The organism is Frankia umida (assembly GCF_023242945.1).
Taxonomy (GTDB): domain Bacteria; phylum Actinomycetota; class Actinomycetes; order Frankiales; family Frankiaceae; genus Frankia; species Frankia umida.
Genome location: NZ_JALKFT010000017.1, coordinates 19,605 through 42,309 on the forward strand (window position 1 = coordinate 19,605; position 22,705 = coordinate 42,309).

Annotated in this window: 12 protein-coding genes and 1 riboswitch; of the genes, 8 read left to right on the plus strand and 4 right to left on the minus strand. The window is 74.1% G+C overall.

The features are described from left to right. Positions 1-59 precede the first annotated feature (59 nt). From MXD59_RS16825 to fxsT, 6 genes are all read left to right on the plus strand, one after another. Positions 60-1,898: an ABC transporter ATP-binding protein gene (locus MXD59_RS16825; RefSeq protein ID WP_248825662.1), complete on the plus strand. Its 1,839-nt coding sequence runs from the start codon at positions 60-62 to the stop codon at positions 1,896-1,898. After that, positions 1,895-3,658 carry an ABC transporter ATP-binding protein gene (locus MXD59_RS16830; RefSeq protein WP_248825663.1) on the plus strand — a complete coding sequence of 588 codons (1,764 nt, stop codon included), beginning with the start codon at positions 1,895-1,897 and terminating at the stop codon, positions 3,656-3,658. Before MXD59_RS16825 ends, MXD59_RS16830 begins: the two co-directional genes overlap by 4 nt. Positions 3,659-3,839: 181 nt before the next feature. After that, entirely contained in the window at positions 3,840-5,390 is a 1,551-nt protein-coding gene (locus tag MXD59_RS16835) for a glycoside hydrolase family 16 protein (protein WP_248825664.1), read from the plus strand. A gap of 263 nt (positions 5,391-5,653) precedes the next feature. Continuing rightward, positions 5,654-6,286 carry an effector-associated domain 2-containing protein gene (locus MXD59_RS16840; RefSeq protein WP_248825665.1) on the plus strand — a complete coding sequence of 211 codons (633 nt, stop codon included), beginning with the start codon at positions 5,654-5,656 and terminating at the stop codon, positions 6,284-6,286. A 14-nt stretch (positions 6,287-6,300) separates the two neighbouring features. Then, positions 6,301-8,013: a VMAP-C domain-containing protein gene (locus tag MXD59_RS16845; protein WP_248825666.1), complete on the plus strand. Its 1,713-nt coding sequence runs from the start codon at positions 6,301-6,303 to the stop codon at positions 8,011-8,013. Next, a complete protein-coding gene (gene fxsT / locus MXD59_RS16850; RefSeq protein ID WP_248825667.1) occupies positions 8,010-11,804 on the plus strand; it encodes an FxSxx-COOH system tetratricopeptide repeat protein in 3,795 nt (1,264 codons plus the stop codon). Before MXD59_RS16845 ends, fxsT begins: the two co-directional genes overlap by 4 nt. Here fxsT and MXD59_RS16855 read toward each other — a convergent pair. The 3 genes from MXD59_RS16855 to MXD59_RS16865 all read right to left on the minus strand — a co-directional run bounded on the left by MXD59_RS16855 (position 11,750) and on the right by MXD59_RS16865 (position 16,437). After that, positions 11,750-13,786 (minus strand): HEXXH motif domain-containing protein, encoded by a 2,037-nt coding sequence (locus tag MXD59_RS16855; protein WP_248825668.1) that lies wholly within the window; start codon positions 13,784-13,786, stop codon positions 11,750-11,752. The two genes, fxsT and MXD59_RS16855, sit on opposite strands and share 55 nt — an antisense overlap. Beyond that, positions 13,786-13,971, minus strand: coding sequence for a hypothetical protein (locus MXD59_RS16860; RefSeq protein ID WP_248825669.1), 186 nt, complete (start codon positions 13,969-13,971; stop codon positions 13,786-13,788). The genes MXD59_RS16855 and MXD59_RS16860 overlap by 1 nt, the downstream gene beginning before the upstream one ends. Before the next feature lie 168 nt (positions 13,972-14,139). Further along, positions 14,140-16,437 carry a serine/threonine-protein kinase gene (locus MXD59_RS16865; RefSeq protein ID WP_308301729.1) on the minus strand — a complete coding sequence of 766 codons (2,298 nt, stop codon included), beginning with the start codon at positions 16,435-16,437 and terminating at the stop codon, positions 14,140-14,142. A gap of 154 nt (positions 16,438-16,591) precedes the next feature. Then, positions 16,592-16,769, plus strand: a riboswitch (cobalamin riboswitch). 41 nt (positions 16,770-16,810) lie between these two features. Here MXD59_RS16865 and bluB point away from each other — a divergent pair. Continuing rightward, positions 16,811-17,521 (plus strand): 5,6-dimethylbenzimidazole synthase, encoded by a 711-nt coding sequence (gene bluB, locus MXD59_RS16870; RefSeq protein ID WP_248825671.1) that lies wholly within the window; start codon positions 16,811-16,813, stop codon positions 17,519-17,521. Between the two features lie 696 nt (positions 17,522-18,217). Further along, positions 18,218-20,857 (plus strand): serine/threonine-protein kinase, encoded by a 2,640-nt coding sequence (locus MXD59_RS16875; protein WP_248825672.1) that lies wholly within the window; start codon positions 18,218-18,220, stop codon positions 20,855-20,857. 61 nt (positions 20,858-20,918) lie between these two features. On the opposite strand, the gene MXD59_RS16880 is transcribed toward MXD59_RS16875, so the two are convergent. Further along, positions 20,919-22,703: a serine/threonine-protein kinase gene (locus MXD59_RS16880; protein ID WP_248825673.1), complete on the minus strand. Its 1,785-nt coding sequence runs from the start codon at positions 22,701-22,703 to the stop codon at positions 20,919-20,921. Positions 22,704-22,705: the final 2 nt, after the last annotated feature.

Sequence of the window (22,705 nt, forward strand, 5' to 3'; positions counted from 1 at the left end):
GCGCGGGTGACGGGAGAAGAAGGCGTGGGCAGGGGCGTGGGTATCGGCGGGGGTGTGGGATGGCGGTAGACGGCGCGGTCGCACCGGCGGGGCGGGATCTCGCGGCGCTGCGGCGGCCGGTGCGGACCAGGATCACGGTGGCCGCCGGGTCGCAGGCGCTCGCCGCGATGCTCGCGGTGACCCCGGCGGTGATCCTGGTGGAGATCGCCCGCCGGCTGCTGGGCGGCGGGGACCGTCCGGTGTGGGGCCTGGCGTGGCTGGCCGTCGGCCTGCTGTTCGCCCGCTTCGTGCTGTACGCCGTGGCTGGTCTGCTCAGCCATCTCGCCGACGCCGACCTCGCCCACCTGCTGCGTACGCGGCTCACCGGGCAGCTCGGCGCGCTGCCGCTGAGCTGGTTCGCCGGCGGGGTCTCCGGGCAGGTGCGCGCGGTGGTGCAGGACGACGTCGCGACCCTGCACCACGCGGTCGCCCACGCCCGCGCGGACCTGGCCGCGGCGATCGCCGGGCCGCTGGTCGTCGTCGGCTACCTGCTGTGGGTCGACTGGCCGTTGGCGCTGGTCACGATCGCTCTGGTGGCACTCGCCCAGGCCATCCGGATGCGGCTGGCCGTGCGTGCGGGCGACCAGCGGGCGCGGATGGCGGCGGCGAACACCGAGTTCACCGCGGCCGTGCTGGAAGGGGTGCGGGGCATCGTCGAGCTCAAGGCGTTCGCCGGCGACGGGCCACCGGCCCGGTTGCGGACCGCGGCGGCCGACTACGTCGACGCCGACGAGCAGGCCCAGCGGATCTTCCTGCGCCCGCGGGGGATCGCCCGCGCGACGGTGGCGCCGTCCACCGTGGTGTTCGTGGTCACCGGGCTCGGGGTGGCGCTGGTCGGCGCCGGCTGGTCCGACCCGGTCGACCTGGTCGCCTTCGCGCTGCTCGGGGTGGGCCTGTTCGAACAGCTCACCCCGATCTACCTGGCGCAGCAGCTGCGCGAGTCCGCGCGGGACGCGGCCGGGCGGATCACCACCCTGCTGCGTGAGCCGCCGCAGCCCACCGTCGCACCCGAACGGGCCCGCGTCCCCGGCACCCCGCTGACCGTCGAACTCGACGACGTCCACTTCACCTATCCGGATGGTCACGCCGTCCTGCACGGGGTGAGCGCGACGCTCGCACCGGGCACGGTGACGGCGCTGGTCGGGCCGTCGGGCGCCGGCAAGTCGACGCTCGCGACACTGGTGGCGCGCTTCGCCGACGTCACCGGCGGCGCGATCCGCCTCGGTGGGGTCGACCTGCGCGAGCTCGACCGCGACGAGCTCTACCGGCACGTCGCCTTCCTGCTGCAGGACTCGGTGCTGCTGACCCGGTCGATCCGGGACAACATCGCCCTCGCCGCCCCGGCCGCGACCGACGACGCCGTGCACGCGGCCGCCCGTGCCGCCGCGATCGACGAACGCCTGCGCGCGCTGCCCCGCGGCTACGACTCGGTGGTCGGTGCGGACGCGCACCTGTCCGGTGGTGAGGCGCAGCGGGTCGCGATCGCCCGCACCCTGCTCGCCGACACCCCGATCGTCCTGCTCGACGAGGCCACCGCCTTCGCCGACCCCGACTCCGAGGCCGCCATCGCCGACGCCCTGGCCGAACTCGCCGTCGGGCGAACCGTGCTGGTCATCGCCCACCGGCTCTACACGATCACCGCGGTCGACCAGATCCTCGTGCTGGACGAGGGCCGGCTGGTCGAGCGGGGCCGCCACGGCGACCTGCTCGCCGCCGGCGGACGCTACGCCGCGCTCTGGGCCGCCCAGCAGGGCAGCGCCACGACCAGCCCGACTGATCCGGCTGATCCGGCCAGCCCGGCTGATCCGACCAGCCCGACTGAGCCGGCTGATCCGGCCAGGACGGAGGGGGCCCGATGACAGGGCGGCTGCGCGGGCTCGTGCCCGCCGACCAGCGGGCGCCGCTGCGCCGCTACCTGGGGGCGATCTGCGGCTACGCCGTGGCCGAGGGCGCGGCGTTCGCCGTGCTCGCCCCGCTGCTGACGGCGTTGTTGCAGGGACGGACGGCCACCGCCGGACGATGGGTGATCCCGTTGGCCGCGGCGGCGGTCGTCGGCTGGTGGGCGCACTACTACCTGGGTTCGCGGGCGCTGCGGCTGTCCACCGCGTGGCGCCGCGACCTGTACACCCGGTTCGGTGACCGGCTGCTGACGCTGCCGCTGGGCTGGTTCGACGCGGCCGGCGCCGGCACACTGCCGCAGCTGGTCACCGGGGACGTCGCCCGCGTCGCGGGCAGCGTGTTCCTCGCCCAGGCGTTGCTCGGGGCGATCCTGACCCCGGCGACCCTCGCGGTGGTCCTGCTCGCCCTCGACTGGCGGCTCGGGATCGCCGCCCTCGCCGCGATCCCGGTGGTGCTCGTCGCCCTGGGGTTGGCGCGCCGGCTGACCGCCCGAGCCGAGGCCGCCGACCATGCCGCGATCACCGACGCCGGGGCCAGGCTGGTCGAGTTCGCCGGCGCCCAGCCGACCCTGCGGGCCGCCGGTCAGAACGAGGCCGGCCGGGCCGAGCTGGACCGGGCCCTGGCCGCCCAGCACCGCGCGGCGCGCCGCCAGGTCATCGCCTCGTTGCCCGGCGAGTACCTGGGGGAGCTCGGCCTGCAGCTCGCGTTCACCGCGCTGCTGTGCACCGGCGTGGCCCTGGCCACCCACGACCAGCTCGGTCCGCAACGGATGATCGCGCTCGTCGTCGTCGGCATCAGCCTGCTGCGCCCGCTGGACGCCCTGGTCGGGCTCGGCGCGGACCTGCGCGGCGCCCAGGCGTCCGCCGCCCGCCTCGAGGAGCTGTTCGCCGTCGCGGCGCTGCCCGAACCCACCTCGAGCGCCGACGTCGCCCGGATCTCCCACGCCGGCGTCGACCTCGTCGACGTCCACTTCGCCTACCCGGGCGGCCCCGAGGTGCTGCGCGGACTGACCCTGTCGATCCCCGCCGGACGCACGACGGCGCTGGTCGGTGTCTCCGGCGGCGGCAAGACCACGGTGACCCGGCTCATCGCCCGGTTCCACGACGTCGACGCCGGGACGGTGCGCCTGGGCGGGGTGGACGTCCGCGAGCTGCCCAGCGCCGAGCTGCTGTGCCGCCTCGCGTTCGTCTTCCAGGACGTTTACCTCTTCGACGGCACCGTCGAGGACAACATCCGCTTCGGCCGTCCGGACGCCACCGACGCGCAGGTCCGCGAGGCCGCCCGTCGGGCCCGGGTCGACAGCATCGTCGCCCGGCTGCCCGGTGGCTGGGCCGCCCGCGTGGGCGAGGGCGGCCGGCTGCTCTCCGGCGGTGAACGCCAGCGGGTCGCCATCGCCCGGGCCCTGTGCCGGGACGCGCCCATCGTCCTGCTCGACGAGGCCACCGCCGCGCTCGACCCGGAGAACGAGGCCGCCGTGCACGCGGCGTTGGCCGAACTCGCCGCCGAGCGAACGGTTCTGGTCATCGCGCACCGGCTGAACACCGTCGTGCGCGCCGACCAGATCGCGGTGCTGGCAGACGGCCAGGTCGTCGAGTGCGGATCCCACGCCGACCTGCTCGCCCGCGACGGCCACTACGCCGCGTTCTGGCGCGACCGTGAGCGGGCCGGCGGCTGGCGTCTCCCCGCAGGGAACCCCCAGGTGGGCCCTGTGCGGGGGTAGCCCGAAGGGCCGACAGGCCCGGTGCGCGGCGGTGGAGGCACCAGAAGCCGGTCTGTCACAGGGGCCGGCCGTCGAACTGTTGCCATCAGCATGCGGACGAACCGAGCTACATGGTCACAACAGCCTTCCTACAGGCCATCGAGTCATATGCGTTGAGCGCACCCTCGTTTACCATGCGCTCATGGCGATACGGCTGGGTCGTCCAGTAATGCTGGCAGTAGTCGGGGCTGTCGTCCTTGCGGTCGGGTTCGCGCCGGCCGCCGACGCGACCTCCCACGGCGATCGGCACGGCTCGCCCGACACCGTGGCAGCCCCGCCCTCGCCCACCGCCACCGCCACCGCCGCCGCGCCGGCCACGCCGTCCGCGGCGACGGAGACCACCGGGGCCCGGCTACGCCTGGTCGTCTTCGAGCAGGACATCGTGCTCGTCTCGGCGCGCGGCCTTCCGGCGCAGGCCCCGGTGACGCTGGCCGCGACCGCCGCCGGCCTGGGGGGCACCACGACGACCCGCACCGACGCCGACGGGCGTCTGATCGTCGGCTTCCTCGTGCCCGCGGGCTATGACGGCACGGTCACGGTCACCGCCACCTCGGGCGAGACCAGCGCCACGAGCACCCTGAAGGTGATCGTCCCCACCGCCGCACCCCACGCCACCTCGTCGACCTCGTCGTCGGCCAGCTCCTCGTCCCCCTCGGCGACGCCGACCCCGAGCGCGACGCCCACCGCCTCGGACGCCACCCCCTCGGACGCCACCCCCTCGGACGCCACCCCCTCAGCTGCCACACCTTCGGAGGCCACCGCCTCAGCGGCCACCCCCTCGGACGCCACGTCCTCGCCGTCGCCCACGCAGCAGGCCGTCACCACCACCCCCACCGCCGCGCTGCCGGCCGGGGCAGCGCAGAACGTCACGGCCGGCGGGGCGTCGTCCCAGCCTGCGGGGCCGGTGAGCCCCGGGGGTCGAGGCTGGAAACTCATCCTCGGTGACGACTTCGACGGTACCGAGCTGGACCGGGCGAAATGGCAGCTGTGCAACCCGAGCTTCCGGGCGCTGTGCCTGCCCTGGAACGACGAGAAGCAGGTCTACAACACCGCGGCGACGGACAACGCCAACGTCCGCGTCGCGGACGGAGCGCTGCACCTGACCGCCACCCGGGACGCGGGTGGGCAGATCCGTTCCGGCATGGTCAGCACCGGTCCGTGGCCGGCGTCCTTCGGCCCCGCACCGGCCGGCTACAAGCCGTTCTCCTATACCTACGGCTACTACGAGGGCCGGGTCCGCATCCCACGCGGCAACGGCTTCTGGCCGTCGATGTGGCAGCTGCCGGCGGCGGGCAGCGGCAGTGCCGGCGTGCCCGACAAAAGCGAGATGGACGTCTTCGAGATCCCCGGCAACAACCCGACCGAGTACCACTTCACCGCCCACTGGAGTGGCAGCGGCGGCGAGTGCAACCACCCGTGTTCCCCGCAGCAGGCGACGATCTCGGACGCGTCCGCCGACTGGCACGTCTTCGGCCTGGACTGGGAGCCCGACGGCCTCACCTGGTACGTCGACGGGGTGAAGATGGGGCACACGGTCAGCGACCCGGGTGCGGTGAACAACACGCCCTTCTACGTCATCGCCAACTTCAGCGTCGGCGGAACCTGGGGCCCGCTGGGCGGCGGGGTGGACGCGAGCACCCCGTTCCCGGCCAGCATGGACATCGACTACCTGCGCGTCTACCAGCGCGCCTGACACCACCCGGGGCACCGGCCCGGCGGATCGGCCGCGCGGTTCGGCCCGCGGGGCTGATCCGCGGACCGTCCGCGGACAGTCCGAAGACCGTCCGAGGGACCATCCGCACAACGACCCACTCGGTGGCGAACCGATCGCATAATGCATTATCGGGGGAAGCCGGGTGGCGGCAGGGATACCCGCCGAGCTTCGATCGGCGGCACCGGTGCGGCCACCGGGCGCGGGCGACGCGGCTTCGGGACGCCCGGGTCAGGGGGCGAGAGGTGTGCGCGCAGGGCGGGGCGGACGACCCCCGGAGCGCCTTGGCGCGGCTGGTGACCGCGCTCGCCGACACCCCCACCCTCGAACGCGCCGCCGCCCGTCGGCTCCTGCGTGACCTGGTCGTCGGGCATCTTGGTCCGGGCCGCGAGCTGCATCTGGCCGAGTACGACGAGCCACGGCAGTGGTTCACCGCGCTCGTCCTCGAACTGGCGCGGGAACCCGGCGGGCTCGCCGCGCTGCGTCGCGCGGTGACGGACCTGCAGCCGGACTCCCGGCTGGCCCGGCAGGTCGACCAGATCGTCGCGGCGGCCCCGAGCGCGGCCTCGGCGGCGAACCCGGCGGAGATGGCGACGGTGGGCGGGCCGGGTGCCCCGCCACCGGTGCGGCTGACGCCCGTGGAGATCCGGGAACTGGCGGTGGTCTTCGGTGCCGGGGCCGGCGCGCGGCACCTGCTGATCACGGCCGGCCTGCCGGCGGAGCGGATTCCGATCGCCGCGAGCGACGCGGCCACCTTCTGGGTACAGGTGTCCTGGCTGCTCGGCGATGGGCTGATCGTCGAGGGTCGCCGCCGGGTCCTGGCCGCCGCCGCCGCGAGCTATCCGTTCAACGCCGTGTTCGCCGCCGCCGGGTCCTGAGGGGCAGCCCGCACATGACGATCGCCCTCCCGCGGGAACGGACGCGTCTGGAGCGGGAAGGTCCGGAGCCGGTCGGTCACCCGACGCGAAGGTCGCTGTGGTACGCCCGCCGCGTTACGCTGTGCGCCAGATACGACGAGCTGCGCGACTGTGCGCAGCCGCTGGCGGGCATGGTGCGAGCACCCGGGGGGGCCGTGGCCCAGCGTGGTTTGCCGTCCGCGCGGCGTGATGCGCTGCGCGCGGATCTGCTGCGTGACTTCGTCGACGTGCTTGACCAGAGCGCCGCCCCGACCGACCCGGCCCAGCGGGCGCTGCTGGTGCGCTGCTTCGAGCGGCGCGCCGGGGTCCGGCTGTACCTGCCGCAGTTCGACGTTCCCCGAGACTGGTGCTACCAGTTCGTGGCGGGATGCGTCGATGACCTCGCCGACGGGGTGCAGACCCTGGTCGACGCGGTCGAGGATCTGCGCCCGCGCTCCCCGCTGCTACACGGTCTGCGCCGCCTGCAGGGCGAGTGGGAGGCCCTCGAGGTCGCCGAGCAGGCCGGTGACCTGTGGGAGGTGCTGCGGGCGGAGCTCGGCGGGGTGCCGGCCCGGTCGGCCACCCGGGCCTTTCGGGAGGCCTGCTACCCGGCCCAGCCGCCGCAGCACTGCGCGGATGCCTGGCAGCTGTTCGTGTGGGCGGCCGGTCGGGAGCCGCAGCCGGGCACCGTGGCGCCCCACGCGGTGTTCCTGCTGCACTGCGCCGATCTGCTCACGCCGGCCACGGTGGTGCGGGTCGAGGCGTGGCTGTGCGCACGGGCCTACCGAGAGGCGCTCACCCCGCGGCTCAACGAGGCCAGGCTGGCCGCGGCCGCCTGTTCCAGCTGGGCCCGCACCCGACGTTCCTGCGTGGCGTTCCTGCAGTTCCAGCCGCTCGGGCCGGCGCACACCTATCGCGCGGCGTGGTGGCTGGGCTGGGCGGGGGAGCCAGTCGCCCACCGTGGCCCGGCCCGGCTGGCGACGACCGAACAGTTCGAGGAGATCGCGGCCATCGTCGTCGAGGAGGCCGAGGAGGTCTTCGCCGGTGAGCTGCCCGCCGGTGAGCTCGCCGCCCTGACGGTGGAGATCGTCCTGCCGGCCGAACAGCTGGCCCTGCCGGTCACCGGCTGGGGCCGGTCGGTCGGTGGCACCCACCGCTTTCTGCTGCAGGATCATGCGCTGGTGGTGCGCAGCTTCGAGCGCGCCCACTGGCCGATCGCCACCCGGTTTCGCTGGTTGCAGCGCTGGGCCGCGCTCACCCAGGCCGATGAGGGTGCGCTGCTGGCGGTGGACGCCGCCCAGGTCGGGGTCTACGGGTTGGACTCCGACCACCGGATCGCCGCGGTCGCCATCAGCGGCCCGCCGATGCCCGGAACGCCGGCCCAGCGCCAGCTCGCCGCCGCGCTGCAGGCCGGGATCGGCGTCGCCGCCTGGGAGCACGCCGACCCCGACCGGCCCGCCGGCGATGCCGCGCTGATCGCGCTGCTGCTGGCCGGCAGTCCGCTCGACCTGCCGCACCGGTTCCGCCTCGAGAACCTCGCCCGGCTGGAGTCGCTGGGCGACCTCACGGCGCTCGGTGACCCGGCGAAGGTCCGGGACGCGGCTGCCCGGCGTACGGCGACCCTGCTGTGGGACGATCCCGGCCGGGTCGCCGGGCGCACCCGGGTCGCGTCGTCGCCGGTCGAGCCGACCCGGTGGGAGTTCGCATGACGCCGAACGACGCTCCCGGCGCGGACCAGCCGGCCGACGATCAGCCCGACAAGCCGACCCGGCTGCGGTATCTGCGGGAGCCACCCCGCGGTGGCCTGCCCTCGAGCGGCTGGGGCGAGCACGGCTTCACCGAGACGCTCACGGGTGCCCTGCATCCGTTGCCGGCGGTGGCCTGGAATCTGCATCTCGTGGTCGACGCCAACCCGACCTTCTCCGCGGTGTGGTCGGACGCCGTGCCCACGCTGGCCGAGACACTGCGCGCCCAGCCCGCGTTCCACACGGTCGCCGTCAGCTACCTTCGGTCCACGCCGGGCCGTGTCGACCCTGGCCTGCCCGAGCAGGGCCGCGCCGTGACCCGGATGACCTGGCTGTTGACCGACGGGGTGGGTCCGGCCTGGAAGTCCGGGCAGATGGCGCGGGTGCTCGCGGGGTGGGCGACCGGCGGGCCGGTGGCGGTCCTCGACGTGCTCGCGGCGCACACCTGGCACCAGAGCGATCTGCGTGCCACGCGGGTCCGGATGCTGGGGGTCGGCCCGGACGAACCCGGTCGGGTGAGCCGGTGGCACTACGGCGGGCCGGGGGGCGCCGAGCGGCCGGGTCCGTCCACGCTGCCGGCGCCGGTGCCCGTGCTGGAGATCGACGCGGGATGGATCGCCCGGTGGGCTCGGTTCGTCGCCGCGCGTGATGCGAGCTGGTTCGAGACCGCCGCGGTCCTCACCGGTCCGGACGCCTCGGCGGCGGACCCGGTGGTACCGCTGTCGGCGCCGTCAGCCGCGGAGCGGCTGGCGAACTTCGGTGCCTACGCGTCCCCCGCCGCGCAGCGCCTGGCCGCTCTGCTGGCGGCGGTTCCCGCGCTTGGCCGGCGAGGTCTGCGCGCCGTCGCCGGCATCGCCGGCGCCCACCGGCGGGACCTGTCCGAGGTGTTCGCGTTCGGCCTGCTGGCCCCCGGTGCGGCCCGCGCGACCTTCGAAGCCGATCCGGACCTGCGGGGCGCCCTGCGCGCCCAGCTCACCCACTCCGACGTCGAACGAGTGCGTCGCGCGGTCGCCCCGACACCACATCCACATCCCGAAACTGAAAGTGAAAAGCACATCACTATGAGTAGTATCACTGGGGTGGGTCGACTCATGACCGAGGCCACTGGGCCCTCGAGCGCGGTGCCTGCCAGCCGACGGGACGCCGACGTCGCGGACCGGTCCGAACCCGGCACCAGGGCACCGGACCCGCACGCGGCGGTGCCCATCGGGCCCACCGAGTCCGGCGGGCCCACCGTGGCGGCGGCGACCTCGCTGACGTCCACGGGTCACCTGCCGCGGCTGTGGGGCAACGTGCCCTCGCGCAATCCGCACTTCACCGGCCGGCACGACCTGTTGGACGCCCTGGATGCCCGGTTGCGTGAGGGCATCACCTCCGTGCTGCCCGAGGCGCTGCACGGGATGGGCGGGGTCGGCAAGACGCAGCTCGCCGCCGAGTACGTCTACCAGCATCTGGGTGACTTCGATGTGATCTGGTGGATTCCCGCCGAGCAGAGCGTCCAGATCGCCAACGCGTTCATCGAGCTGGGCCAGCGGCTCGGACTCGACGTCGGCTCCGAGGCGAACGTCGCCGTGCGCCAGGTCATCGAGGCCCTGCGCCTGGGCGACCCCTACCCACGCTGGCTGCTGGTGTTCGACAACGCCGACGATCCCGCGGCCGTGCGGGAGTACATTCCCGCCTCCTCGACCGGACGGATTCTGGTCACCTCCCGTAATCCCGGCTGGGGCCATGTGAGTCGTCCCCTCGAGGTGGCGGTGTTCCGCCGCGAGGAGAGCGTCGACCTGCTGCGCAGCCGGGGTGGCCCGCTCAGCGACACCGACGCCGACCGGCTCGCCGCCGCCCTCGGTGACCTGCCCCTGGCGATCGAGACCGCCGCGACCTGGCGGGCCGAGACGGGGATGTCCGCCGCCGAGTACCTGAGGCTGCTCGACGACAAGCTGACCGAGCTGCTCGACACGCCGCCGGCCGACTACCCGCGTCCGGTCACCGCCGCGTGGAACGTGTCGCTGGACCGGCTGGCCGAGAGCAACCCGGCCGCGCTGGAACTCCTGCAGGTGTGCGCGTCCTTCGCACCGACGCCGATCTCCCGCCAACTGCTGTCCCGGGCGTTCAACGAGACGATCTCCCCAGCCCTGGACGAGGCGCTGCGCGACCCGGTGAAACTCAGCCGGGCGATCCGCGACGTCCACCGGTTCGCCCTGGCCCGCATCGACCATCGCGACAACTCGATCGTCATGCACCGCCTGGTGCAGGCCGTGCTGGTCAACCGGATGACCCCGCCGCAGCAGGGAACCATGCGCCACGGCGCCCATGTGATGCTGGCGGCCAGCGACCCGAACGACCCGCTCAACCCGGGGCTGTGGTCGACCTACGCGGATCTCTATCCGCACATGGTCGCCTCCAACACCGAGCGGTGCGAGGACCCCCGGGTCCGTCAGCTGCTGATCAACCTGTGCGACTACCTGTGGTCCTGGGGTGATCACGAGGGCAGCGCCGAGTTCGCCCGCCGGGTGAGCGAGGCCTGGCGGGCCGACTTCGGCGACGAGGACCCCTACACCCTGCAGATGAGCCTGCGTTTCGGCTGGGGGCTCGTCGTCGTCGGTCGCTACGCCGAGGCCGCCGAGGTCAACCAGCGCACCTACGAACTGTCGATGCGGGTCAACGGCCCCGACGCCGAGATGACCAACGAGCTGATGGGCAACATCGGTGCCGACCGGCGGTGGCGCGGCGAGTTCACGGCGGCACTCGAGATCGCGCGGGATGCCCACACCCGGGCCCGCCGGGCGTTCGGCCCCGACGATCCGCAGACCCTGAACGCCGCCCACACCGTGGCGGTCTGCCTGCGCCTGCTCGGCCGGTACAGCGAGTCCGTGGTGCTGGGGGAACAGACCTGGGCGCAGGCGGTGCGCCTGTACGGCGAGGACCACGCCGAGAGTCTCAAAAGCCTGACCGGGGTCGCCTTGGACCGCCGTGAGCTCGGCGACTATCTCGGTGCCCGCACCGCGCACGAGGGCATCGAGGCCCGTTTCCGGCGGCTGTACGACCTGACGGAGAACCATCCGGCCCGGCTGCACGCCAGCCGCTACCTCGCGGTGGCGCATCGCAAGGCCGGCGACCATCCGCGGGCGCTGGAACTCTCACGCGAGGTCGAGCAGCGCTTCTTCCGCCGCTACGGCGGACAGCACCCGGCCTCGCTCGTCGCGGCGCTGGGACTGTCGATCGACCTGCGCCACGCCGGACTGCTCCAGGAGGCCCGCGACGTGTGCCTGCGCACGCTGCGCCGCTACGCGGACAAGATCGGCGAGACCCATCCGCACACCCTGGCCGCGGCGGTCAACCTCGCCGTCATCGAGCGTCTCGCCGGCCGCGCCGCCGACGCTCTGGACCGCGACGAGCAGACGTTCGCCGCCTACACCGAGCGGCTCGGCGCCGCGCATCCCAGCACGCTCGCCGCGGCGACGAACCTGGCCAGTGACCTGCACGCGCTCGGACGGTTCGCCGCGGCGGCGGACCGCGACGAACTGACCCTCGCCACCTCGACGGACGCCCTCGGCGAGCGGCATCCCTCCACCCTGGCGGTCGCGGCGAACCTCGCGATGGACCTGCGGTCCCTCGAACGCACCGACGAGGCCCGTGAGCAGCAGGCCAGGACGCTGCTCCGGATCGACATGGTGCTCGGTCGCGACCATCCCGCCGCGCGTCAGGTGGTCGCCTGGATTCGGTTGGACTGCGACATCGACCCGATGCCGATCTGAGCCGACCGTTCCGCCGCGGGGACGAGGGGGACCAGGGGGGCGAGCCACCCGGCGAGTTCCACCAGCCGTGCCGGGAGGACCCCGCCGCTGACCTGCCGGGCCACGGCCGCGACCAGGTCGGGCCGGCGCAGCAGCACGCGGCCCGCCGGGTGCCGATCGCCGAGGGCCAGACCCAGCCCGACGAGCGCCCGCCGGTGCGCACCGGACGGGCGCCACTGCCCGCTGGGCCGGGGCGACTGACCGCCGGGCGGGTGCAGAAGCGTCGCGTAGCGGGTCAGGGCCAGATCGTGGTCGCGGCGGATGAGGGCGCAGTCGGCGTCGGTGGCGCCGCGATAGACCCGCGCCGGGCCGTCGCGTTCGACGCCGCGGAAGGCATCCCGGTCGGCCAGCCACAGCCGGGCCAGGCAGGCCCGGGTGTCGAGGGCGCGGGCGTCCGGATCGGGTTCGAGGCGCCCCGTCGGCGCGGACGACCCCACGGGCGGCGGACCGCCCGCCTGCCAGGTCACGGCGAGTGCGCGGGCCGCGCGCGGCGCCACGGTGAGATGGTGCGCCTCCCACAGCGCGCGGGCGTCCGCGGTCACCAGCTCCGCGAGGCGCTGGGCCTGCGCCGGGACGGGTTCGGAGAGCCAACCGGCCACCGTGCTGACGACACCGGTCACGAAACGGCGCCCGAGGGCGGTCAGCGGCCCGGTCCGCAGCAGGTCCCGTCCGGTCTCCCACACGGCGCGCCGGCCCAGCGCGAACTCGAAGTGCGCGAGCATGGCCTCGTCTGCCCGGGCATGTCGGCGCTGGGTCCGCCAGAAGTCGGTGACACCGAAGAACGCGTACACCCCCTGGACGGCGCTGCGCGCCGGCCGCGGATCGTCGCGCCAGGGGACCCGGCGCAGCTGCGGCGCCGCCGCCGGGTCGACCAGATCACCCAGGTGCAGCATGGCACCGAGCACGCCGTGGCGTAGCTCGTGGGCTAGGGTGACCGCGCCGTCCACCGCGTCCGGGGGCAACGACATCACGACGCTGCCCACGGCATCGCCGGACGTCGCGCTGAACGAGCGGAAGCGGGTGGTGGACGGCGCCGGGACGACCGCGGTGATCGCCGCGTCCACCGCCGCCGCGGTTCCCGGATGGCCGGTGCGCAGGACCTCCCGGGCCGCGGCCAGGCACCGCTGCCACCGCGCGATCTCCGCGGCGGGCAGCCACTCGGGCCGGGCGTCACTGTCCGCCACCCGGTACGGGTCGGCGTCCTCGAGGATCAGCCTGCCGCCGACCGTGCGGGTCCGGCGCCATCGGGGTGCCGCGTGCTGGTCGTCCGGGGGTGGCGGGCCGTCGGGTGGGTCGGCAGTGGGCACGCGGACCCTGTCCGCCGGGCCGACGATCCACACCGCCGGACCCGGGCCCGCACCGGTGCCGGTGCCGGTGCGCGGATCAGGGCTTGGGGCGGGGTCGGCGGTGCCGCTGGTGACGGTCGCGATGTCCCAGGGGTCCAGCCCGCTCAGGTGCGCGTGGCCGAGGGAGGGCAGATGAACGACGCCGTGGCGGGTGGGAACCGCGAGGTCACAGGCACAGCCGGAGCGCACCGCTGCGGCGGCGGCCAGGGCGTGCAGGTAGCCGACGTCCACCCACAGGGGCGCGCTGGCGGACGACCGGTCGCGCAGCCGGCGCAGCAGCCGGGCGGCCCACGCCCCGGTGAACGGCTGGTCGAGCACCGCGCGCACGGCCGGCGGGCTGCGGCGCTCCGCCTCGACCAGCAGCTCCCAGGCCTCGTCCACCGGGGCCAGCGGGCCCGGCGCCCCCGGTCGCGCGCTGAGCAGGTCCAGGGCCGCGCGCATCGCGATGCGACGGTAGCTGATCTCGGCGTCCAGCAGGCGCCGCACGACGGCCGGCTCGAGCTCACCCAGGGCCAGACTGTCGACGTCGGCCCCGGACAGCTGATGCAGTGCCACACCCGGGTCCGGGTGGGCCGGGCCGGGCGGCGCGGAGGGCATCAGTGCAGCCGTTGCCAGCAGCCACCGCCGTCATCGGCCCGCTTGTGCCAGGCGCACCGCGGGTCCAGGTCGTCGAGCAGACGATCGACCTCGTGGCGAAGGGTGTCGTCGGTGCTGGTGCGGAGTCTGTCCAGACTCAGTCCGCGTACGTCGGTGAGGTACAGACCGAGGGTGGCGTCAGCCATGGCGCTCCCGTTCATCCCCGACGGTTTCCGCTCGGTGGCCGAAACCGGCAGCCGAAACGTCACCTGTCAGGCAGAAGGTCAAGGCCGCATTTCGAGTGTCGCACAACCAGCCCTTGTGACGCGGCGATCCCCGGTGACACAAGGGGAAGGCGACGGTCGGCCGAGGGATCAGCGCGAGGCGCAGGACGCCCGGATACCGAGGCCCTCGTAGTACTTCTCGGCCGCGCTGGCCAGGGGGACCAGGCAGTACAGCGAGCTGGTCGAAATGGCGTCGTGGACGGAGCGGAACTGCCGCCCGTCGTCGGCCCCCCACAGGGCCCACTCGAAGTCGGCGCGGTGGATGTCCAGGGTGCGTGCGGCGAAAGCGACCAGATCCGGATCGGCGCCCTTGTCGACGACCAGCCCGTTGGGCGCACCAATGGTGTTCACCGCCGGCACGTCGCCGTAGTCGCCGGAGGTCACGGGCACCGACTCGTACACCCGGCCGGCGATGAACCTGGAGCCGAGCCGGAAGCGGTAGGCGGCGTCCCAGTTCGCCATCATCGCCGGAAGTTCGTCGGCCAGCGGCAACAGCCGTATCCGCAGCCCGTCACCCAGGGCCCGCACAATCTGCGGGGTTGGTGCCCCGCCGGCCCACAACAGGCCGTCGATGCGGCCGGCGGCCAGATCCGCCAGGCCCCGGGGAAGGTCGCTGGCCACCTTCGACGGTGTGCATTTCAGCAGGTTCTGAAACAGCACCTGACCAAGCTGTTCGGTGCCGGAGCTTTTCAGGCCGGTGGAGATCGTGCGGTCACACAGCTGCGCCGCGGTGGTGATCGGCGAATCGGCCCGCACGATCAGGTGGAGCAGGTCGAACCAGAGCGGGCCGACCGTGCGCAGGTCGGTCAGCGGCATGTTGCTGAACTGGTTGACCCCGAACCGCGCGTCGACGGTGGTGTTGAGCTGGACCACGGCCATCGCGCAGGTCGCGCCGGCCGGGTCCTGCAGGCGCAGCAGGTTGTCGCCGGTGCCGTTGGTGGCCAGCACATCCACGGCGGTACCGGGATAGCGCTCGGTGATGCGGGCGGCCAGCTTCTTGCCGTAGGCGTTGTACGGGGTGCCGTGCTGCCCGGTGTAGATGTTGACGGTCGAGCATGCCCCCAGCCGGGCGTAGGGATGCCACGGGGAGATCGGCGAGGTCGGCACCAGCACGGCGACCAGGGCCAGGACCGCCGCGATGGCCACGATCAGGCCCGCCACCGCGCGCCGACGGCGCCGTGGCCGCCCCGGCTCCGGCGCCCGGGTGCCGGGGGCGATTCCAGCGCCCGCGCCGTTCGCGCCGCCCGCATCGCCGTTCAGGGACCGGATGTCAGGGGGCCTCCCGGTCGGCTCGGGGACCGTCTGCCGCGGTGGCGCGATGATCGTGGTCTCCCAGACCTGGTCGGCCGGTTCCGCCTCGGCGTCCCCCAGCAGGCTGGCGATCAGCTGGCCGGCGTCGGGGCGACGGTAGGGGTTCTTGTGCAGCGCCCGGCGGACGATCACCTCGAGGTCGGGGGCGAGGCCGGACAGGTCCGGCTCCTCGTAGACGACCCGGTCGAACAGCTCCGCGAAACTGCCCTCACCGAACGGCGCCCGGCCGGTCGCCGCGTACAGCACCACACCGGCCCAGGCGAAGACGTCCGCCGGCCGGGAGATGTCGAAACTGCCCTGATGGCGGGCGCGCTGCGCCTGCTCCGGGGCCATGTAGGCCGGGGTCAGCCACTGCGGGACGTCCGGATCGTCGCCGCGGTCGGCCCCCGTGCGCGCGGGCCCGACCAGCGCCGCGGCCACCCCGAAGTCGATGACCCGCGGGCCGAGAACGGCCAGCAGCACGTTCGCCGGCTTGAGATCCCGGTGCACCACCCCGGCGTTGTGAATGGCCCGCAGCGCCGAGGCCACACCTATCGCGAACCGTTTGGTGTCGTGCTCCGACAGCGGCACACCGGAGGTGATCTGCTGGCGCAGATCGGGGCCGTTGACATACTCCGTCACCAGGTAGGGGGTGTCACCGGTGTCGAAGTCGAGGACCGCCGCCGTGCAGAAGGGCTGCACCTGCCGGGCGTTCTCGATTTCCCGCAGGAATCGGCCCCGGAAACCCGGCGCGAGGACGTACTCGGAACGGATGGCTTTGACCGCCACCGGGGCGGCCCCGTCGCGGGCGGCATAGTAGACGGTCCCCATCCCGCCTTCGCCGAGAACACGCTGCAGGCGATATGGTCCGATTTCGTCCGGATCGTGCGGGCGAAGGGGTAGTCCGGGCAGCTCCCACCGGCCGCCAGTGCCGACACCCGGCACTGGACGTTCGCCAGGCGGGAATCCCGGGCCGACCGTCACGCTGCTCCCCGTCCGACGTGATCCGACCAGTTGCACTCCGGTGAGCCCGGCTGCTCGGAGGAACCATACCGGAGTGAAAAGTCCTCGGGAAATGGGCCCGGGCGCCGTTTTCACGGTTCGGCCGCAACCCGCCGGCTCTCCCGCCGCTCCTGCGCCGACGGTCGCGTCGTTCGTCCCGGACGTGACTGGCCCGGACGTGACTGGCCCGGACGGGTGACGAACCGGCGGACCGGAGCCGGCGAGCGGGTAGCGTCCGCCCCGGCAACGTATGCGGGGTGTCCCGGGTGACCGGGAAGAATCGGGAAGCCGGTGGAAGTCCGGCACGGGCCCGCCGCGGTGACCGGGGAGCAGCCGCCCACGCGTCTCCCACGCAGCCACTGGGCCGGATCGGCCTGGGAAGGCGGGCGGTCGGCGTCGATCCGGGAGTCCGAAGACCGGCCCCGCCACAGCGCCGCCCTCACCGGCGGCCCGGCAGCGGGAGCCTGGCGTGTCCACCGAACGTGATCGTCGCACCATCGAGACCGAAACCCTCTACGACCTGCTGTATCGCCGCCGGGATGTACGCGGCGAGTTCACCGGCGCCCCGGTGCCCGACGCGGTGCTGCACCGCGTGCTCGCCGCCGCGCATGCCGCGCCGAGTGTCGGGCTGAGCCAGCCCTGGGACTTCGTCGTCGTCACCGACCTCGCCACCCGGCGTGCCTTCGCCGCGCATGTCCAGCGCGAGCGGGCGGTGTTCACCGAGTCCCTGGACGCCGCGCGGGCCGCCCGGTTCGCCCCGATCCGCATCGACGGGGTGCTGGCGTCCTCGCTGTCGCTGGTCGTCACCTACGACCCGGCCCGCGGTGCCCCCGCGGTGCTGGGCCGGCATGCGATCGCCGACACCGGGCTCTACTCGGTCTGCCTGGCGGTGCAGAACCTGTGGCTGGCCGCGACCGCGGAGGGCCTCGGCGTCGGCTGGGTGTCGTTCTACCGCGAACCGTTCGTCCGCGACCTGCTCGCGATCCCGGCCGGCATCCGCCCGGTCGCCTGGCTGTGCCTGGGCCCGGTGACAGCCCTGCGTGAACTGCCCGACCTGGAGCGGCACGGCTGGGCCCGACGCCGCCCGCTGGCCGACGTCCTGCACCGCGAGCGGTGGCAGGCCCGTCCCGAGACCGAGGCCGAGACCCAGGCGGAGGCCGAGACCCAGACCCAGCCGTGACGAGGCCACGGTCGGTCGTTCGCCCATCCGCCCATTAGTCCGCCTGTTCGTCCGCTCGTGCACATGCCGGCCTCGGCCGCATGCCGAGGGTTGTTTGGTAGGGAGAGGCCGCAATCCCTGAACAACCCTCGGCATCACACCTACCAGGCCTCGGCATCAGGTCCCCGGTCCCCGGTTCCAGAGCTGCTGGCGTTCGGTATCAGGTCTGCGGCGTTCGGTATCAGGGCTATGCCCCTTCGGCGTTCCAGGCCCCTTCGGCGTTCCAGGCCCCTTCGGCATTCCAGGGTCTCGGTCGGGGTTCGGGACCGGGCCCGTTTGTGGGCTGCCCGTTCGGGCCATCCAGGTGGCCCTCGGGATGGTGGTGGCCACCCGGATGCGGGCGGGTCGCGGACCCGTCACGGTGGCTGCGGCCTGGCATACCGACGGGTTCGCGGGGGAACCGTCCACCCCCGGTGATGAAACCCATATTCACCTCGGACCGTGCGTTCGGCGTCGTCCGGCATCCTGACCAGGGACCGCACCTGGGACCGCCGGGTAGTGGTCCGTGCCCGCGGGCGCACGGAGAACGACGGCAGTCAGGCTGCCGGCTCCGGCGCGGGAGGGGGCGACGCGCGCGACGCATGGGGGAGACGCCGGCGGAATCGACCTGGAACTGCGTAGCGAAGTGGTGATGGCCAGCAGTGGTGAGAAGAAGCAGTGGTTAGAAGGCTGGGAAGTTCCTACACCCTGCTGACCCGGGTCGGCCGGGGCGGTATGGGCGAGGTGTGGCGCGGCCATGACGAGGCAGGCAATGTTCTTGCCTTCAAACTGCTGCTGCCACATTTCACCGCCGACCCTGGCGTGGTCGCCCGGTTCATGCGGGAACGCGCCATCCTGATCCGGGTTCAGTCGCCGTTCGTGGTGGCCATTCACGACCTGGTCGCCGAACGCGGTGATCTGGCCATCGTGATGGAGTACGTCGACGGTTCGGACCTGCGCCAGGAACTGCATCGACGGCGCACGCTACCGCCCGCCGAGGCGGTCGGCCTGATCGTCGACATCCTCACCGGGCTGGCGACCGCGCACCGGCTGGGCATCGTCCATCGTGACCTCAAACCGGAGAACGTGCTGCTCGACCGGCGGGACGGGACCTCGCAGCCCAAGGTCTCCGACTTCGGGATCGCCGGGCTGTGCGCCTCGGCGACCCGCCTGACCGTCCCCGGCGGGATGCTCGGCACCCCGCTGTACATGGCGCCGGAAAGCGTCGACGGGGGAGTGGTCGGCCCGGCCGCGGACGTCTACGCCGCCGGAACGATGCTCTACGAGATGCTCTGTGGCGTCGCGCCGTTCGCCGGCCGGGAGATGCTCTCCATCCTGCGTGCGCACGCGGACCTCGCGCCGGGACGGCCACCGGGCATCCCCGACGAGCTGTGGGCCGTGCTGGCCGCGATGCTCGCGAAGGACCCGCAGCAGCGGCCCGACGTCGATCAGCTGCGGGCCCTGCTGCCTGGTCTCGCGGGGATGGCCGCCGGTCTTGGCCTGGACACGCCCCCCGCGTCGAGCCGGGTCCACTCGATTCCCGTGCCTGAGCAGGTCCGCTCGCGGACCGGTGTTCCCTCCTGGGTGCCTGTCCCCGTCCGCTCGGGCGCGTCCGGCGAGGCGGCGGCGCTGCTGACGTCGCTGCCGGCCACGACCACCGGCGACAAGGCGGCCGTTCCCGTCGCTCCCTCGTCCCCCTCGTCCCCCTCGTCCCCGTCGGACCCGGCAGTCCCCGCGGACTCGTCGGCTCGGGCGGATTCGCGGGCTCGGGTTGACCTGTCGGCTCCGAGGAACCGGTCGGTCTCGGCGGTCCCCGCGGCCGCGGCGGTCCCCGCGGATGCCGCTGGTTCCGCGGTGGCCGGCTTCGATGAGCCGGCGACCACCCCGGTGGCCATCCCCTCGATGCTCCGGTCAGCGACGGGACGTCCGGCAGCCGCCGCGCGGACCGCTTCCGAGACCGAGCCGAAGACCGAGACCGAGCCGAAGACCGAGACCGCACGTGGCACCGGAAGTGGCACCGCAAGCGGGACCGACGCTAGGACCGGCGACGAGGCCGACGCCGAGGAACCGATCACCACGCCGACTCCGGTGCCGCCGTCCCTGCCCCTGCCCCTGCCACACCCCGGGCTCGACACGGCTCCCACCGAGCACACCGAGTTGGTACCACCACCGGCCGGTCGGACGGCTGTGCCCGGGGCGCGCTCGTCCGGGGCCCGCTCGTCCTCGGGGGCGCGTTCGCCGTCAGCGCCGCGTTCGACTTCCGGATCACGTTCGCCGGCGGGCACGCGTGCGTCGGCTGGGTCACGTTCGTCGGCGGGGTCGTCGGGCGCATCGGCGGGGCGGGCGGAGCCGGCGGACCTGCCGGGCGGTTCGCATCCCGACTCCGCGGTGACGGTCATGGCCCCGCCGTTGACCGGTGGTGCCGCGGCGTCGAAGAAAGCGGCTGGTGCTCCCGCCGCCGCGTCCACGGCCGTCTCGGCGGCCGCGGCCGAGACCGCGGTGCGTGCCGCGGGCGGGCGTGGGACGTCCGGTCAACGTCCGGTCCGTCCGGGGGGCACAAGCGGGGTGGGGGATCGGCGTTCGTCGACTGGCGGTGGCGGGCATCGGGCTCCGGGCTCCCGCTCCCGTATGGGTGAGTACCGCAGGTGGGTCGTGATCGGTGCGATCGGGCTGACCCTGGTGCTCGTCGCGGTGGTGGTCGCCGCGCTCGGTGGCGGTGGCGACTCGCCGTCGGCTCCGACACCGACATCCCAGGTCAGCGGAGGGACGTCCGGGGGCGTGCCGGTGTCGCCGGGAGCCGGTATCGGCACGACGGGCATTCCCGCCGGACCGGGCGGCGCGGATGGTCAGGGTGGCACCGGGCTGACCGGGCCCGCTACCTCGCAGGACGGTCGGACGAGGGTGGGTGGTTCGACCGCGGCTACCCGGGGCGCGGGTGGCGGTGCGGGACCGGCGGCTCCGGCCCCGGCGCCGACCCGGGCGACGCCGTCGCCGGCCGCCCCGGAGCCCAGCAGCGCCCCGACGCCCACCCATGCCCCGGCGTCGCCGACCCGCACCCCCGACCCTGATCCGCCGTCGCCGACCAGCGAACCATCGCCCGAACCCACGTCGGCCAGGCCCACGACCGCGAAGCCGACCGTGCGGGCGACGGCGTTGCCGACGATCAGACCCACCGGCAGGTCGACGTCGACCGCGAGCGCCGGTTCGACGCCCACCTGCGACGTCCCCTCCTCGGACGGCACTGCCTGCCCGACCGGGCGTGGCTGGCAGTCACTGGTCTCCGCCGAGGGCACCCGCGCCGGGATCGTCATGGTGTGACCCACTCGGCGCGATGGTGTGATCCACCCGGCCTTCGGGGTCGACCCGGGTGGGACGTCCGTCAGCAGGGCGGCGGTGTGCCGCCGGCCTGGCCGTTGGGTGGGCCTGTCGGGCAGCCGGCGGACGGGGACGCGCCGAGCGTCGGCTCGGTGCTGGTGGTCGGCCCGACGGTCGGGGACGCCCCGGAGGTCGGACCGGTGGTCGGGGAGGGCGTGGGACTCGCGGAACCCGGGAGGCTGGGCGTCGTCGTGACCCTGGCAGTGGCCGACGGGCCGACGGGGGACGGGGCCAGCGTGCCATCGGGCCCGACCGGTCGGCTCCGGGTCGGCGCCGACGGGCCCCGCTGCGCGCCACCGCGACCGTCCGCTCCGGCGCCGCCGGCACCCGGGTCGCCTCCCGGCCCCGGTGCCAGACCGCCCTGAGCCGGCGGCGGAGTCGGCTCCACCCGCGGGTGCGCACCGCCGGTGGCGGCGAACGCGACGACGACACTGGCCAGCAGCACGATCAGCAACGCGACGCTGGCCAACGGCGCGGCCCGACGCCAAGGCGCCGGCAACCAGCCGAACACCGCGTCAAGACGCCCACCGCCCGACGGCCCTGCGGCCCCCTCCGCCCGCCCGCCCCCGCCATTGCCGCTGCCACCACCACTGCCACTGCGGTCGTACCCGCCGGCCGCCACCGGGCCGCGGGCGCCGCCGGAGTCACGCGCGGCCCCACCGGTGGCACCGCCGGACACGGCGACGACTCCACCGCGGTCGACCCCACCGGCGAGCACACGTGGATCGTGGACGGAGAGCTGGGTCACGGCGCCGAGGCGCGGGTCGGTCTGCCCGGGCCGGCGGGGCACCGGCACCGTGCCGGCCGACTGGTCGTCATGCGGCGGTGGGGTCGGACGCAGCGCCAGGGGATGGGTCGGCTGGTCGGGTCGGTCGGGGTCGAGCGCCGCGGCGGGCCGCTCGGGAGTGCTCGGTGGCGGATGGGACTGCCACGGTGTGAGTGCCAGCGCCGCGGCCCGGTCGGCATCCGCGGGCGTGCGGACCTGAGGGTCCGCGACCAGGCCGCGGACCAGGTCGGCGGCGCTTGGCCGGTCCTGCGGGTGGCGGGCGAGGGCGGCCCGGACGAGCCCGACCAGCGCGTCGGGCACACCGGCGATGTCGGGCGGGCGGTCCTCGCGCATCCGGGTGAGCACATCGGGCTCTTCGGAGGCGAACGGCGGATGCCCGGTCGCCGCGTAGGTCACGCAGGCTCCCCAGGCGAAGATGTCGGCGGCGGGGCCGGCCCGCTCGCCGCGCAGCTGCTCGGGTGCCATCCAGGCCAGGGTGCCGATGAGAATGCCGGTGCGGGTGTGGCTGGGGGTGCCGGTGGCCCGGGCGATGCCGAAGTCGATGACCTTCGGGCCGTCCCAGGCCAGCAGGATGTTCGAGGGTTTGAGATCGCGGTGCACGACGCCGACGGCGTGGATCGCGATCAGCGCGTCGGCGAGCCCCACGCTGAACCCGTGCAGCAGGCGCTCCTCCATCTGCCCGTGGCGCAGTACCGCGTCGGCCAGACTGGTGCCCTCGACGTACTCGGTGGCAAGCCACGGGGCGGCGGCATCCGGATCGGCGTCGAGCACGGCGGCGACCGCCCGCCCGTGGACGCGCCGGGCCGCCGCGACCTCACGACGAAACCGCTCCCGGAACTCGGGGTCGCCCGCGAACCGGGCGTCGGGCACCTTGACCGCCGCCGCCCGCCCCTCGGCGTTGAACCCGAGATAGACCGTGCCCATCCCGCCGGCGCCGATGCGGTTGTGGATCGTGAACGGGCCGACCCGGCGCGGGTCACCCTCGACCAGCGGGGTCAGCACGG

What these genes read in the sequence shown, in the direction of transcription:
- MXD59_RS16825 (WP_248825662.1), top strand. Translation starts at nt 60, where the DNA reads ATGGCGGTAGACGGCGCGGTCGCACCGGCGGGGCGGGATCTCGCGGCG.
- MXD59_RS16860 (WP_248825669.1), bottom strand. Translation starts at nt 13,971, where the DNA reads ATGGCTGACGCCACCCTCGGTCTGTACCTCACCGACGTACGCGGACTG.
- MXD59_RS16830 (WP_248825663.1), top strand. Translation starts at nt 1,895, where the DNA reads ATGACAGGGCGGCTGCGCGGGCTCGTGCCCGCCGACCAGCGGGCGCCG.
- MXD59_RS16835 (WP_248825664.1), top strand. Translation starts at nt 3,840, where the DNA reads ATGGCGATACGGCTGGGTCGTCCAGTAATGCTGGCAGTAGTCGGGGCT.
- fxsT (WP_248825667.1), top strand. Translation starts at nt 8,010, where the DNA reads ATGACGCCGAACGACGCTCCCGGCGCGGACCAGCCGGCCGACGATCAG.
- MXD59_RS16845 (WP_248825666.1), top strand. Translation starts at nt 6,301, where the DNA reads ATGACGATCGCCCTCCCGCGGGAACGGACGCGTCTGGAGCGGGAAGGT.
- MXD59_RS16855 (WP_248825668.1), bottom strand. Translation starts at nt 13,786, where the DNA reads ATGCCCTCCGCGCCGCCCGGCCCGGCCCACCCGGACCCGGGTGTGGCA.